The 14,135-nt window shown below is 43.2% G+C and carries 14 protein-coding genes; 13 read left to right on the forward strand and 1 reads right to left on the reverse strand.

Annotated elements, in window-relative coordinates; translation table 11 throughout:
* Positions 1 to 64: 64 nt before the first annotated feature.
* Complete coding sequence (locus ACVX3R_RS03550) at positions 65 to 1,513, reverse strand: alpha-amylase (RefSeq protein ID WP_458795489.1); 1,449 nt, start codon at positions 1,511 to 1,513, stop codon at positions 65 to 67.
* 270 nt (positions 1,514 to 1,783) lie between these two features.
* Between ACVX3R_RS03550 and ACVX3R_RS03555 the strand changes: the two genes are divergently transcribed.
* The 13 genes from ACVX3R_RS03555 (at position 1,784) to ACVX3R_RS03615 (ending at position 14,115) form a co-directional block, all read left to right on the forward strand.
* Positions 1,784 to 2,947, forward strand: a complete 1,164-nt coding sequence (locus tag ACVX3R_RS03555; protein ID WP_458795490.1) for a class I SAM-dependent rRNA methyltransferase — start codon at positions 1,784 to 1,786, stop codon at positions 2,945 to 2,947.
* A complete protein-coding gene (gene aroD, locus ACVX3R_RS03560) occupies positions 2,944 to 3,621 on the forward strand; it encodes a type I 3-dehydroquinate dehydratase (RefSeq protein ID WP_247917226.1) in 678 nt (225 codons plus the stop codon). Before ACVX3R_RS03555 ends, aroD begins: the two co-directional genes overlap by 4 nt.
* Positions 3,611 to 4,465 carry a shikimate dehydrogenase gene (locus ACVX3R_RS03565; protein WP_458795491.1) on the forward strand — a complete coding sequence of 285 codons (855 nt, stop codon included), beginning with the start codon at positions 3,611 to 3,613 and terminating at the stop codon, positions 4,463 to 4,465. The genes aroD and ACVX3R_RS03565 overlap by 11 nt, the downstream gene beginning before the upstream one ends.
* Positions 4,466 to 4,483: 18 nt before the next feature.
* Positions 4,484 to 5,551: a 3-dehydroquinate synthase gene (gene aroB, locus ACVX3R_RS03570; RefSeq protein ID WP_458795492.1), complete on the forward strand. Its 1,068-nt coding sequence runs from the start codon at positions 4,484 to 4,486 to the stop codon at positions 5,549 to 5,551.
* Between the two features lie 9 nt (positions 5,552 to 5,560).
* Complete coding sequence (aroC, locus tag ACVX3R_RS03575; RefSeq protein WP_070838384.1) at positions 5,561 to 6,727, forward strand: chorismate synthase; 1,167 nt, start codon at positions 5,561 to 5,563, stop codon at positions 6,725 to 6,727.
* Between the two features lie 9 nt (positions 6,728 to 6,736).
* Positions 6,737 to 7,840: a prephenate dehydrogenase gene (locus ACVX3R_RS03580; RefSeq protein ID WP_458795493.1), complete on the forward strand. Its 1,104-nt coding sequence runs from the start codon at positions 6,737 to 6,739 to the stop codon at positions 7,838 to 7,840.
* Between the two features lie 10 nt (positions 7,841 to 7,850).
* Positions 7,851 to 8,189, forward strand: a complete 339-nt coding sequence (locus ACVX3R_RS03585) for a YlbF/YmcA family competence regulator (protein WP_458795494.1) — start codon at positions 7,851 to 7,853, stop codon at positions 8,187 to 8,189.
* Positions 8,190 to 8,278: 89 nt separating this feature from the next.
* Positions 8,279 to 9,562 carry a 3-phosphoshikimate 1-carboxyvinyltransferase gene (gene aroA, locus ACVX3R_RS03590; protein ID WP_458795495.1) on the forward strand — a complete coding sequence of 428 codons (1,284 nt, stop codon included), beginning with the start codon at positions 8,279 to 8,281 and terminating at the stop codon, positions 9,560 to 9,562.
* Positions 9,555 to 10,031, forward strand: a complete 477-nt coding sequence (locus tag ACVX3R_RS03595) for a shikimate kinase (protein WP_458795496.1) — start codon at positions 9,555 to 9,557, stop codon at positions 10,029 to 10,031. The genes aroA and ACVX3R_RS03595 overlap by 8 nt, the downstream gene beginning before the upstream one ends.
* Positions 10,028 to 10,876 (forward strand): prephenate dehydratase, encoded by an 849-nt coding sequence (pheA, locus tag ACVX3R_RS03600; RefSeq protein ID WP_458795497.1) that lies wholly within the window; start codon positions 10,028 to 10,030, stop codon positions 10,874 to 10,876. The genes ACVX3R_RS03595 and pheA overlap by 4 nt, the downstream gene beginning before the upstream one ends.
* Positions 10,873 to 12,168: an LCP family protein gene (locus tag ACVX3R_RS03605; RefSeq protein WP_458795498.1), complete on the forward strand. Its 1,296-nt coding sequence runs from the start codon at positions 10,873 to 10,875 to the stop codon at positions 12,166 to 12,168. Before pheA ends, ACVX3R_RS03605 begins: the two co-directional genes overlap by 4 nt.
* A 145-nt stretch (positions 12,169 to 12,313) precedes the next feature.
* Positions 12,314 to 13,150, forward strand: coding sequence for a LicD family protein (locus ACVX3R_RS03610; RefSeq protein ID WP_458795499.1), 837 nt, complete (start codon positions 12,314 to 12,316; stop codon positions 13,148 to 13,150).
* Complete coding sequence (locus tag ACVX3R_RS03615; protein ID WP_458795500.1) at positions 13,147 to 14,115, forward strand: glycosyltransferase family 2 protein; 969 nt, start codon at positions 13,147 to 13,149, stop codon at positions 14,113 to 14,115. The genes ACVX3R_RS03610 and ACVX3R_RS03615 overlap by 4 nt, the downstream gene beginning before the upstream one ends.
* Positions 14,116 to 14,135: the final 20 nt, after the last annotated feature.

Genomic DNA, 14,135 nt, shown 5'->3' on the forward strand with positions numbered 1-14,135 from the left:
GGTAGGTCTTTTTGTGCATACAAAAAAGCCAAACCCGGTTGGATTTGACTTGTACCTGATAGGTTTATTTTGCTGCCCAGACACTGACTGAACCCGCTGCTACTGGAAATTCTCCATAACCTTCTTCATCAATTGTAACTTGACCTTGGTGGTTTCCAAGTAAGTCTACAAAGGTTTGGTTAGCCCATTCTTGACCGACAAACATAGACTTGCTGTTTTCTTGATCATTTGAAATCAAGACTGCGATTGGGGATTGATTTTCAGCACCTGAACGTACCCAACCGACACAGTTAGCGTCATCAAAGTAGTCTGTTTGCTCTCCATAGGCCCTGTCTTTTCGGATGGCTAGGAGACGATCAAGAACTTCTCTGAAATCTTGTTGAGCAAATTGCCCAGAAATACCATAATAGTCTCCGTAAAAGACACATGGAAGCCCATCTTGGCGTAATAGAATAAGGGCATAGGCTACTGGTTTGAACCATTCTTCAACAGTAGACTCAAGGGCTTGACCTCGTTGGGTATCATGGTTGTCGACAAAGGTCACAGCCTTATCGGGTTTTAGTTCAACCAAGCTATCTGTGAAAATGCCACGAAGGTCGTAGCTTGCTCCAGCCTGACTAGCTTCAAAGAGATTTTGGTGGAGGCGAACATCGACAAGGTCAAAACGTTCTTCTGTCTTTTCAAGATAGTCTAGATTGGCTTCCTTGTCAGGGTTCCAAAATTCTCCAAAAACATAAAAATCTTGACCGTATTTCTCCTTCATATCACGGATGAAATTGCCCATAAAGAAGGAGTCAATGTGCTTAACGGCATCCAAGCGGAAACCAGCTACACCAGTCGTTTCCATGAACCAGTCAGCCCAGTCATAGATGTTTTGGATGACTTCAGGATGCTTAAAGTCTAGGTCAGCGTACATGAGGTAGTCGTAGTTGCCGTTTTCGTTATCGACCAATTCCTCATTCGCCCAACCCTTATTGTCTCCCTGGATCAGGTAAATGCCAGATTTACGGCGCTTGGCATCGTAGTCTGTACCTGTGAAGTGGTACCAGTGCCAGTGGAAGTCATTGTAGGTGTCTTGGCGACCATCGAAGGTGAAGTGGGTCCAGCCATTGATAGTAAAGGGCTCACTTAGTTGAACGGTACGATCCTCAGGGTCCACTTCAATAACCTGAAAGGCTTCCATGTGATCGGCAGCAGCCTTGTGATTGAGCACTACATCGGCCATAGGTTGAATTCCCTGAGCCTTTAGGGCTTGAATGGCTTGAAGATAGTCTTCTTTAAACCCATACTTGGTGCGGACAGTCCCTTTTTGGTGAAATTCACCTAGGTCAAATAGGTCATATACCCCATAACCCACATCTTTTTCATTTGTAGCCTTGAAGGCTGGTGGCATCCAGACGTGGCTAATTCCCAGATGGGCTAGGTGCTCTGCATCATTTGTCAGTCGCGTCCAGTGTTGGCCGTCGTGAGGCAGATACCATTCAAAGTACTGCATAAGTGTCTGATTTTGCATTGTTTTTCCTCTTGCTTATCAATGTTGTGTTTTATTCTATCATAAAGTTTAGAACTAGGCAAACGTTTGCGCAATTTTCTATACTCATTTCTAGAATTGTCTATTTTTAAAGACACTATTTCCTTCCCATTGCTAGAGAAAGAATGTGTAGGAGAAAAAATGAATTGAGTAAACTTATTTTAATAAAAATGGCACTTAATAAACTAAAGTACAGATGGTTAAACGGTTTCTTTTTTGAGAATTGTCATAAAATTTGCTATAATAGTAGCTATGAATAGAATTAGGGTCAGCAAACGTGTTGAAAAAAAGCTAGCTAAGGGTCTAGTTCTTTTGGAAGCAAGTGATTTAACAGATATTGATCTGACGGATCAGGCAGTAGAAGTTCTTAGTCAAGACGGGAAGTTTTTAGGGAGTGCCTATCTTTCTCAGCAGAACAAAGGCATCGGCTGGATGGTCAGTAAGGAAAAGGTTAGCTTTAACCAAATCTTTTTTGAAGCTCTGTTTCGTAAGGCCAAGGAAGTTAGAAAGCCTTATTATCAGGATGACTTGACTACTGCCTTTCGCCTTTTTAACCAAGAGGGGGATGGCTTTGGCGGTCTGACTGTTGATCTCTACGGAGATTATGCTGTCTTTTCGTGGTACAACTCCTTTGTTTACCAGATTCGGAAGTTGATAGTAAAGGCTTTTAAGGAAGTTTTTCCTGAGGTCTTGGGTGCTTATGAGAAGATTCGTTTTAAAGGTCTAGACTACGAGTCTGCCCATATTTATGGTGAGGAAGCACCAGACTATTTTACTGTTCTTGAGAATGGCGTGCTCTATCAAGTCTTTATGAATGATGGCTTGATGACAGGGATTTTTCTAGACCAGCATGAAGTTCGTGGGAGTCTGGTTGACGGTCTAGCCATGGGCAAATCCTTGCTCAATATGTTTTCCTATACGGCTGCTTTTTCTGTCGCTGCAGCTATGGGAGGCGCGAGTGAGACAACTTCTGTCGACTTGGCCAAACGATCGAGAGAGCTATCAGAAGCTCATTTTCAGACAAATGGATTCAGCACGGACAATCATCGTTTTATCGTCATGGATGTCTTTGAATATTTCAAGTATGCCAAGCGAAAAGGCTTGACCTATGATGTGATTGTGCTTGATCCGCCGAGCTTTGCCCGTAATAAAAAACAAACATTTTCTGTGGCGAAGGATTATCACAAGTTGATTTCCCAGAGCCTAGAGATTTTAAATCCGGGAGGGATTATCATTGCTAGTACTAATGCTGCCAATGTTTCCCGCCAGAAATTTACAGAACAAATTGATAAAGGTTTTGCAGGAAGAAGGTATCAGATTTTAAACCAATATGGTCTTCCTGCAGACTTTTCCTATAATAAAAAAGATGAAAGCAGTAATTACCTCAAGGTGATTAGTATGAAGGTTAGTAAATGAAATTAGTCGTCTCAGTAATGCCAAGAAGTTTAGAAGAAGCGCAAGAACTGGATGCCACTAGGTATGAAGATGCCGATATCATTGAGTGGCGTGCGGACTTTCTTGCAAAGGACGCTATTTTACAGGTAGCACCCGCTATCTTTGAAAAATTTGCAGGACGCGAACTGGTCTTTACCCTTCGGACTCGAGCTGAGGGAGGAGAAATTGAACTTTCCTCAGAAGAGTATGTTCAAATTATCAAGGAAGTGGCGCAACTCTATCAACCAGACTATATTGATTTTGAGTACTACAGCTACAAGGATGTTTTTGAGGAAATGTTGGATTTTCCAAATCTCGTATTGAGCTATCATAATTTCCAGGAGACACCTGAAAATATGATGGAAATCCTGTCGGAGTTGACCAGTCTCTCTCCAAAGGTGGTCAAAGTATCAGTTATGGCCCATACGGAGCAGGATGTTTTAGACCTGATGAACTACACACGAGGATTTAAAACACTCAATCCTGAGCAAGAGTACGTGACCATTTCCATGGGGAAAATGGGCAAGGTATCACGCATTACTTCAGATGTGACGGGTTCAAGTTGGTCATTTGCTAGTCTGGATGAAGCGAGTGCCCCAGGTCAGATTTCTCTATCAAACATGAAGAAAATCAGGGAGATTTTGGATGAAGCTTGATGGCTATACACGTTTAGCTGCAGTTGTTGCAAATCCCATTAAACACTCTATTTCACCTTTTATCCACAATAGGGCCTTTGAGGCGACAGCTATTAATGGTGCCTATGTAGCTTGGGAGATTGAAGCGGGTGATCTGGCAGAAACAGTCGCCAATATTCGCCGTTACCAGATGTTTGGGATCAACCTGTCTATGCCTTACAAGGAGCAAGTGATTCCTTATCTGGATGAGTTGAGTGATGAAGCTCGTTTGATTGGGGCAGTCAACACAGTTGTTAATCAAGACGGAACGTTAATTGGATATAATACAGATGGCAAGGGATTTTTTAAGAGCTTGCCTTCTTTTACAATCTCGGATAAGAAAATGACCATTCTGGGGGCAGGTGGTGCGGCCAAATCAATATTGGCACAAGCCATTTTGGACGGCGTCAGTCAGATTTCTGTCTTTGTGCGTTCAGCTTCCATGGAAAAAACAAGACCTTACCTAGACAAGTTGCAGGAGCAAACAGGCTTTAAAGTGGACTTGTATGCTTTAAAAAATCTTTCTGAACTGCAATCAAGGATTGCCGAGTCGGACCTACTCGTCAATGCGACCAGTGTAGGGATGGATGGCAAATCATCCCCAGTTCCTGAAAGCATAGTCTTACCAGAAACTCTCTTGGTGGCAGATATCATTTACCAACCTTTTGAGACGCCATTTTTGAAATGGGCTAGAAGTCAGGGCAATCCAGCTGTCAACGGCCTGGGGATGTTGCTCTATCAAGCTGCTGAAGCTTTTCAACTGTGGACAGGAAAAGAAATGCCGACAGATGAGATTTGGCAGTCCTTAACAGAAAAATATAAATAGTGAAAAGGAGACCCTACTATGAAAATCAGAATCGATATTCCGCATCATCCTTATGATATTCAGATTGAAAAAGGTTGTCTGGCCCAGGCTGGTCAATGGTTGCGAGAACTCTGGCAACCTCAAAAAGTGGTTATCGTAACCGACAACCATGTAGCTTCTCTCTATGCAGAGAAGGTTAAACTCAGCCTAGAAGATGCTGGTTTTCAGGTAGCTGTTTTTGACTTTTTAGAAGGCGAAGAACGAAAAAATTTAACCACTGTTCAGAAGGTCTATGAGTTTCTAGTTAAGCAAGGTTTGACTCGTAGCGATGGAATCGTGGCTCTAGGTGGTGGTGTCGTTGGGGACCTGGCTGGTTTCGTAGCCTCTACCTATATGCGGGGCATTCACTTTGTTCAGATTCCGACTAGTTTGACAGCCCAGGTGGATTCTTCTATCGGTGGAAAGACGGGTGTTAATACTTCTTTTGCTAAGAATATGGTGGGTACCTTTGCTCAACCAGATGGTGTTCTGATTGATCCGCTTGTCCTTGAAACACTCGGAAAAAGAGAGTTGATTGAGGGAATGGGGGAGGTTATCAAGTACGGCTTGATTGAGGATCCAGAACTGTGGGCTCTCTTGACGGAACTGGATGGTTCTGTAGAGAGCATACTTGAACATGCAGAGACTTTGATTGAACATTCTTGTCAGGTTAAGCGCAAGATGGTGGTTGAGGATGAGTTGGACAATGGCGTTCGCCTTTACCTCAATTTTGGGCACACTATTGGTCATGCTATCGAAGCAACGGCCGGTTATGGCAAGGTCATGCATGGTGAGGCCGTGGCCATGGGGATGGTGCAGATTTCCAAGGTTGCTGAGGAAAAAGGTCTTATGCCAGAAGGAATAACCCAGTCCATTAGAGAGATGTGCCAGAAATTTGGTTTACCTATTGACTATGAGAACTGGGATGTTGACAAGCTTTATCAGGCTTTGACTCATGACAAGAAGGCACGTGGCAACACCTTGAAATTGGTCTTGGTACCAGAGCTTGGTTCAGCGACCATTCACCCAGTTTCTCTGGAAGAGATGAAAGACTACTTGGTAAAATAAGGAGAACGTATGAGATATTTAACTGCAGGAGAATCACATGGACCCCGTCTGACGGCAATTATTGAAGGAATTCCAGCTGGACTTCCTTTGACAGCAGAGGATATCAATGAGGATCTAAAACGTCGTCAGGGTGGCTACGGTCGTGGTGGTCGTATGAAGATTGAGAGTGACCAGGTTGTCTTTACATCGGGCGTTCGCCACGGGAAAACGACAGGGGCTCCCATTACAATGGATGTCATCAATAAGGACCACCAGAAATGGCTGGATATCATGTCTGCAGAGGACATTGAAGACCGCCTTAAAAGCAAGCGAAAAATTACCCATCCTCGCCCAGGTCATGCCGATTTAGTTGGGGGCATCAAGTACCGTTTTGATGATTTGCGAAATTCTTTGGAACGTTCATCAGCTCGTGAAACCACCATGCGAGTTGCTGTTGGGGCAGTAGCCAAACGTCTCTTAGCTGAGCTAGATATGGAGATTGCCAACCATGTCGTGGTCTTTGGTGGTAAGGAAATCGATGTACCTGAAAATCTAACAGTCGCTGAGATTAAGGAACGAGCTGCCCAGTCTGAAGTTTCTATTGTCAACCAAGAGCGGGAACAGGAAATCAAGGACTATATTGACCAAATCAAACGTGACGGTGATACCATCGGTGGGGTTGTGGAGACAGTCGTCGGAGGTGTTCCAGTTGGTCTTGGTTCCTATGTCCAATGGGACAGAAAATTGGATGCGCGATTGGCCCAAGCAGTTGTTTCTATCAATGCCTTTAAAGGGGTGGAATTTGGTCTTGGATTTGAAGCTGGTTACCGCAAAGGCAGCCAAGTTATGGATGAAATTCTCTGGTCTAAAGAAGACGGCTATACTCGTCGTACCAATAATCTAGGTGGTTTCGAAGGTGGTATGACCAATGGGCAACCCATTGTTGTTCGTGGTGTTATGAAACCCATTCCCACTCTCTATAAACCACTCATGAGTGTGGATATCGAAACCCACGAACCTTACAAGGCAACAGTGGAGAGAAGTGATCCGACCGCCCTTCCAGCAGCAGGTGTGGTCATGGAAGCCGTTGTGGCAACGGTTCTGGCACAAGAAATCCTTGAAAAATTCTCATCTGACAATCTAGAGGAATTAAAAGAGGCAGTTGCCAAGCACCGAGACTATACAAAGAACTATTAAGGAGTCCTTATGGCAAAAACCATCTATATCGCAGGTCTCGGTTTGATTGGTGCTTCGATGGCACTCGGTATCAAGCGTGATCATCCTGATTATGAAATTTTGGGTTATAATCGCAGTCAGGCTTCGAGAGACATTGCCTTGGAGCGAGGTATGATAGACCGTGCGACGGATGATTTTGCCAGTTTCGCTCCTCTAGCAGATGTCATCATTCTGACCTTGCCAATCAAACAGACCATTGCTTTTATTAAGGAGCTGGCAGATTTAGATTTGAAAGAAGGTGTCATTATCTCGGATGCCGGCTCGACCAAGTCAGCCATTGTAGATGCGGCGGAGGAATATTTGGCTGGTAAACCTGTTCGCTTTGTCGGGGCCCATCCCATGGCTGGTAGCCACAAGACAGGAGCCGCCTCTGCGGATGTTAATCTCTTCGAAAATGCCTACTATATCTTCACACCTTCGAGCCTGACAAGTCCTGACACACTTGAGGAAATGAAAGATCTGCTTTCAGGCCTTCATGCTCGTTTTATCGAGATTGATGCCAAGGAGCATGATCGAGTCACTTCTCAGATTAGTCATTTTCCTCATATTCTGGCTTCTAGTCTCATGGAGCAGACAGCAGTTTATGCTCAAGAACATGAAATGGCAAGGCGCTTTGCGGCGGGAGGATTTCGAGATATGACTCGAATTGCGGAAAGCGAGCCAGGTATGTGGACTTCTATTCTCTTGTCCAATCAAGAGACTATTCTAGATCGAATTGCGGATTTCAAGGAGCGCCTAGATGAGGTTGGACAAGCCATCAGCAAGGGAGATGAAGAGCAAATCTGGAACTTTTTCAACCAAGCGCGTGAGCAACGACAAGCTATGGAAATCCATAAGCGTGGTGGTGTGGATAGCTCTTACGACCTCTATGTCGACGTTCCCGATGAAGAAGATGTCATCTTGCGAATTTTGGAATTGCTACGTGGGACTTCCTTGGTCAACATTCACATCAACGAAGAAAACCGTGAGGATATTCACGGGATTCTACAAATTTCCTTTAAGAATGCTCAAGATTTAGAACGAGCCGAGCATCTCATAACAGAAAATACGGACTACACAGTCGTCATCAAATAAGGAGAAAATCATGTCAAATATTTACGATAGTGCAAATGAACTTAGTCGCGGGTTACGCGAATTACCAGAATACAAGGCAGTTAAGTCAGCCAAAGATGCTATCCAAGCTGATGAACAAGCTAGCAAGATTTTTGTAGACTACCTCGCTTTCCAGCAAGAAATCCAAGTCATGGCGCAAACGGGACAAATGCCAGACACCTCTTTCCAAGAAAAGATGCAGTCCTTCAGTAAGCAAATCCAAGAGAACGCTCTGTTGTCAGATTTCTTTGCCAAACAGCAACAATTGTCCATTTACCTTTCAGACATTGAAAAAATTGTCTTTGAACCTGTTTCAGAATTATTGAAATAGTATTTTATCTGTATAAAAGCCAGAAATTTCAGGAATTTCTGGCTTTTTTGTGATAAAATAAGAAAAGTATTGCAAGTATGAGGTCAACTATGAAACTAAAAACAAGCATTCGCCACTTACATGGCAGTATCCGGGTACCAGGTGACAAGTCTATCAGCCACCGTTCGATTATTTTTGGAAGTTTGGCTGAGGGCGAGACTAAGGTTTATGATATTCTGCGTGGAGAGGATGTGCTTTCAACCATGCAGGTTTTTCGTGACCTTGGTGTTGAAATTGAGGACAAAGATGGGGTTGTTACCATTCAAGGTGTTGGGATGGATGGTTTAAAAGATCCTAAAAATGCTTTAGACATGGGGAATTCTGGAACCTCGATTCGTCTGATTTCAGGTGTACTTGCTGGAGCAGATTTTGAAGTAGAGATGTTCGGAGACGACAGTCTTTCTAAACGCCCTATGGACCGTGTGACTCTTCCTCTGAAAAAAATGGGTGTCAGCATTTCAGGGCAAACCGAGCGAGACCTGCCTCCTCTTCGCCTAAAAGGGACGAAAAATTTAAGACCGATTCACTATGAGTTGCCAATCGCCTCCGCTCAGGTCAAGTCTGCCTTGATATTTGCAGCCTTGCAGGCTCAGGGGGAGTCCGTTATTCTCGAGAAAGAATGCACCCGTAATCATACTGAAGATATGCTACAGCAATTTGGTGGTCATTTAAGTGTGGATGGCAAGAAAATCACAGTTCAAGGGCCACAAAAACTGACCGGACAAAAGGTAGTTGTTCCAGGAGATATTTCCAGTGCAGCCTTTTGGTTGGTCGCAGGTTTGATTGTTCCAAACTCTCGTGTAGTGCTGCAGAATGTGGGCATCAATGAAACGCGTACTGGTATTATTGATGTCATTCGTGCCATGGGAGGAAAACTAGAAATAACTGAAATCGATCCAATCGCTAAATCAGCAACCTTGACTGTCGAGTCTTCAGACCTGAAAGGAACGGAGATAGGTGGCGCTTTGATTCCACGCTTGATTGATGAATTACCCATTATTGCCCTTCTAGCGACCCAAGCGCAAGGTGTAACGGTCATTAAGGATGCTGAAGAACTCAAGGTCAAGGAAACCGACCGCATTCAGGTGGTGGCAGATGCCTTAAATAGTATGGGAGCGGATATCACTCCTACAGCAGATGGGATGATTATCAAAGGGAAATCAAGACTTCATGGCGCTAGAGTCAATACGTTTGGTGACCACCGAATTGGAATGATGACAGCTATTGCAGCCCTCTTGGTTGCTGATGGAGAAGTGGAACTTGACCGTGCTGAAGCCATCAATACCAGCTATCCTAGCTTCTTTGATGATTTGGAGACTTTGATTCATGGCTAAGGTATTACTCGGATTTATGGGGGCGGGCAAATCGACAATCGCTAGAGGATTGGACCCAGACTACATCGATATGGATGCCTTAATTGAGGAACGTTTGGGCATGTCCATTGCGGATTTTTTCGCTGAAAAAGGAGAAGTGGCCTTTCGTCAAGTAGAGTCAGAAGTCCTATCTGACTTACTACAAAAAGATAAAGTTGTGTCAACTGGAGGAGGGGTTGTCATTTCTCAGAGAAATCGCGACTTGCTTAAGACCAATCCTGATAACATCTACCTAAAAGCAGATTTTGAAACCCTCTACCAACGTATCGCAGCTGATAAGGACAATCAGCGCCCGCTTTTTCTTAATAAAAGCAAGGAAGAACTAGCCAGTATTTTTCAAGAAAGACAAGCTTGGTATGAGGAAGTAGCCAGTCGGGTTCTAGATGTGACCAAGTTAAGCCCAGAGGAAATTATAGAGGAACTGAGATGAAAATTGCCTATCTAGGTCCCAAGGGATCTTTTTCGCATCATGTTGTGCAGACAGCTTTTCCCAAAGAGGAATTGCAGGCTTTTGCCAATATCACAGATGTCATCAAGGCCTATGAACAGGGCTTGGTGGACTATTCTGTGGTACCAGTTGAAAACTCCATTGAAGGTAGTGTCCATGAAAGCTTGGATTATCTTTTTCATCAGGCTCGCATCCAAGCAGTTGCAGAAATCGTTCAGCCCATTCACCAGCAGCTGATGGCAGTTCCAGGTCAGTCAAAAATTGAGAAGATTTTTTCCCATCCTCAGGCTTTGGCTCAGGGAAAAAAATTCATCGATGAACACTATCCAGAGGCCAAAATTGAGATAACCGCCAGTACCGCCTATGCAGCTCGCTTTATTTCGGAACATCCAGACCAGCCATACGCAGCCATTGCTCCTAGAAGTTCAGCTGAAGAATATGGATTGGCATTGATTGCTGAGGATATTCAAGAAATGGAAGCCAATTTCACGCGTTTTTGGGTGTTAGGGGCAGAGATACCGAAGATTCCTTTGAACTCACAGGCTGAAAAAATGAGTTTGGCCTTGACCTTACCAGACAACCTACCTGGTGCTCTTTACAAGGCGCTTTCGACCTTTGCTTGGAGAGGGATTGACTTAACAAAGATTGAAAGTCGCCCCCTTAAAACAGCCTTGGGAGAATACTTTTTCATTATCGATGTAGACAATAGTGACAAAGAACTGGTTCATTTTGCCAGACAAGAACTAGAGGCCATTGGGATCCAGCACAAGATACTGGGAACCTACCCGATTTTTACCATAACTGATATAGAAAAGGAGAGTCAATGAGCAAAGAAAATCCTTTAAGTCATCACGAGCAGTTACGTTATGACTATCTCTTCAAAAATATTCATTACCTCAACGATCGTGAACGGAGGGAGTTTGACTATCTGCAGCAAAAAATGACAGGTTCCAAGTCTGAAGTTCACCATTTCTATCAAGAAGAAAAAGAAGAAACTTGGGGTAGAGATATTGATCTTCCAACTTATGGCAGTAGAAGTCGATCTAAGAGACGTGAAAAGGGAACTCCTCTGCCTAAAGTCAAAAAGAAAAAAAGAAGAATTCGCTTCAAACGAATACTGACTTGGTTCTTGCTGTTGATTACTTGTGTGGCTGCAGGGATGATTTTTATGTTTCTTCGAGGATTCCAGTCAGCAACAAATCCAACAAATAAGCCGGCTGACGCCAAGGCGGCACAAGTACAGGTGTTTAATGGTCAAGATACTAAAGACGGGGTGAATATCCTAATCATGGGGACAGATGGCCGTATTGGCCAAAACAGTGCAGAAACCCGTACCGATACGATCATGGTACTAAATGTCAGCGGATCGGATAAAAAGATCAAGCTAGTCAGCTTCATGCGCGACAACCTAGTTTATATTGACGGGTATAGTAAGATTGTAAATGGCAAGAAACAAACGGATAATAAACTCAATGTTGCCTATGAACTTGGGGAGCAGGAGGGACAAAAAGGAGCAGAAATGGTTCGCAAGGTTCTAAAAGACAACTTTGATTTGGACATCAAGTACTATGCCCTAGTTGATTTCCAAGCCTTTGCAACAGCCATTGATACCCTCTTCCCTGACGGAGTAACGATTGATGCTCAATTCTCAACATTGAATGGTCAACCTTTGACAGAAGCCACAGTTGGAGATGACCTTCATGCAACAGAGACTGAGTCGCCAACTCAAACTATCAAAGTTGGAAAACAGCAGATGAATGGATCCACCTTGCTGAACTATGCTCGTTTCCGTGATGATGATGAAGGGGACTATGGTCGTACCAAGAGACAACAACAAGTGATGTCAGCTGTTCTTGAGCAGATTAAAGATCCAACCAAGCTTTTTACAGGATCAGAGGCACTTGGAAAAGTCTTTGGCATGACATCAACAAATCTACCATATAGCTTTTTGTTGACCAATGGCTTATCTGTCCTAGAAGGTGCTCAAAATGGAATTGAAAGACTCACAGTACCAGAACTTGGTGATTGGGTAGATGCTTATGATGTCTATGGAGGGCAAGGACTTCTTGTCGATCAAAATAAATACCAAACCAAGCTCGCTCAAATGGGGATGAGATAAGAGGTGATAAATGAAAATCAAAGTTTGATTCACTAGTGAAATGGTATTCTGAGCTTTGGTTTTTCTTACTATCTGATAGATTTTTAAGGCTTTTTTATGGTATAATAAAACGATATAACTCGTTATTGGACAGAAGAGGAGAGATATGAGTGATTTGAAAGCGATTCAGGCTCGTAGTCTAGAAATGGCTGAATATTTTGTCGCGTTTTGTAAAGAACATAATTTGTTATGCTACCTCTGTGGTGGAGGAGCTATTGGCGCCCTTCGTAATAAGGGTTTCATTCCTTGGGATGATGACTTAGACTTTTTCATGCCTCGTAAGGACTATGAAAAATTAGCAGAACTGTGGCCCCGTTATGCAGATGAGCGCTATTTCTTGTCAAAGAGCAAGAAGGATTTTGTAGACCGTAACCTTTTTATTACCATTCGTGACAAGGAAACCACTTGTATCAAGCCTTATCAGAAGGATTTGGATTTGCCCCACGGTTTGGCCTTGGATGTTTTGCCTTTGGATTATTATCCTAAAAATCCGGCTGAGCGTAAGAAACAGGTTCGTTGGGCCTTGATTTATTCACTCTTTTGCGCCCAAACTATCCCAGAAAAGCATGGTGCCATCATGAAATGGGGAAGTCGCATCTTACTCGGCCTGACTCCAAAATCTCTACGTTATCACATTTGGAAAAAAGCTGAAAAAGAAATGACCAAGTATGGTCTGGCTGAGAGCGATGGAATCACGGAATTATGCTCAGGTCCCGGCTACATGCGAAACAAATACCCAATCGCATCCTTTGAAGACAATCTCTTTTTGCCATTCGAAGGAACAGAGATGCCCATTCCAGTTGGCTACGATGCCTATCTCAGCACTGCTTTTGGGGATTATATGACACCGCCACCAGCGGACAAGCAAGTACCGCATCATGATGCTATTATAGCAGACATGGACAAGAGCTACACAGAGTATAAGGGAGAATATGGAGCATGATGGGAGAAAAAATAAGCGTTATCGTTCCAGTCTACAATGTAGAAGCCTATCTGGAGCGATGTGTGGAGTCGATTCTTCAACAGACTTATGCCCATTTTGAGTTAATCTTAATCAACGATGGTTCTACTGATTCCAGCGGACAGATCTGTGATCACTTAGCATCTCAGTATGAGAATATCAAGGTTCATCATATCGAAAATGCTGGAGTTTCAAATGCTAGAAATATGGGAATTCAGCTAGCGACGGGTTCTTGGGTTACCTTTATTGATAGCGATGATTTCGTTACCCAGGATTACCTAGCTACTTTAGCTAGTGCAGTTGAGGGGTTGAATGTAGGCTTTGTAATTGCTCCTCTGCACCATATTAAAAATGGCATTGTGACAGATTTACCTCCACATTCTGGAAAAACAGAACTCTGGTCAACAGAAGAAACCATGAAGGAACTACTGATGACCACCAGAACGTCATTTTTTCCAGTTGCAAAACTGTTTAAGAGAGACCTGCTTGCGGATGAAAAGTTTAATACAAATTATCACCTAGCTGAAGATGCCTTATTTTTAACTGAATTGCTACTAAAGACAAGATGCAGTAGCGTATTTATTGACAAGCCTGTTTATTATTATGATCATCGTGAGGGAAGTGCAACAACATCTGTTAATCAGCATGTGTTTGATACGATAGAAGTTTATAAGCAAATAATTGCTCAAGTTTCACAAGTCTTTCCTAATTTAAAATATGAATTAAAAAATAGAGAATGTTGGTCGTACATCACAGTTTACGATAAAATTATCTTTACTTCACGTGAAGAGTATCAAAAGGAGAAAGTCGAGCTGAGGACTTGGATTGTTCAGCATCGACGCGAAATATGGAAGGATGCTTATTTCACTACTTTTCGCAAGGTAGCGATCCTTTCACTTGTCATTTCTCCATGGCTATATAAGAAAATTGTTGGATTAAAAAACTAATATCATGAGAAGGAGTTGAA

This window comes from Streptococcus sp. 517s, from assembly GCF_054445985.1.

Coding starts and splice junctions, on each gene's coding strand:
- aroD (WP_247917226.1), top strand. CDS start 2,944: ATGAAATTAGTCGTCTCAGTAATGCCAAGAAGTTTAGAAGAAGCGCAA.
- ACVX3R_RS03580 (WP_458795493.1), top strand. CDS start 6,737: ATGGCAAAAACCATCTATATCGCAGGTCTCGGTTTGATTGGTGCTTCG.
- ACVX3R_RS03610 (WP_458795499.1), top strand. CDS start 12,314: ATGAGTGATTTGAAAGCGATTCAGGCTCGTAGTCTAGAAATGGCTGAA.
- pheA (WP_458795497.1), top strand. CDS start 10,028: ATGAAAATTGCCTATCTAGGTCCCAAGGGATCTTTTTCGCATCATGTT.
- ACVX3R_RS03595 (WP_458795496.1), top strand. CDS start 9,555: ATGGCTAAGGTATTACTCGGATTTATGGGGGCGGGCAAATCGACAATC.
- ACVX3R_RS03550 (WP_458795489.1), bottom strand. CDS start 1,513: ATGCAAAATCAGACACTTATGCAGTACTTTGAATGGTATCTGCCTCAC.
- aroB (WP_458795492.1), top strand. CDS start 4,484: ATGAAAATCAGAATCGATATTCCGCATCATCCTTATGATATTCAGATT.
- ACVX3R_RS03565 (WP_458795491.1), top strand. CDS start 3,611: ATGAAGCTTGATGGCTATACACGTTTAGCTGCAGTTGTTGCAAATCCC.
- ACVX3R_RS03605 (WP_458795498.1), top strand. CDS start 10,873: ATGAGCAAAGAAAATCCTTTAAGTCATCACGAGCAGTTACGTTATGAC.
- ACVX3R_RS03555 (WP_458795490.1), top strand. CDS start 1,784: ATGAATAGAATTAGGGTCAGCAAACGTGTTGAAAAAAAGCTAGCTAAG.
- aroC (WP_070838384.1), top strand. CDS start 5,561: ATGAGATATTTAACTGCAGGAGAATCACATGGACCCCGTCTGACGGCA.
- ACVX3R_RS03585 (WP_458795494.1), top strand. CDS start 7,851: ATGTCAAATATTTACGATAGTGCAAATGAACTTAGTCGCGGGTTACGC.
- aroA (WP_458795495.1), top strand. CDS start 8,279: ATGAAACTAAAAACAAGCATTCGCCACTTACATGGCAGTATCCGGGTA.
- ACVX3R_RS03615 (WP_458795500.1), top strand. CDS start 13,147: ATGATGGGAGAAAAAATAAGCGTTATCGTTCCAGTCTACAATGTAGAA.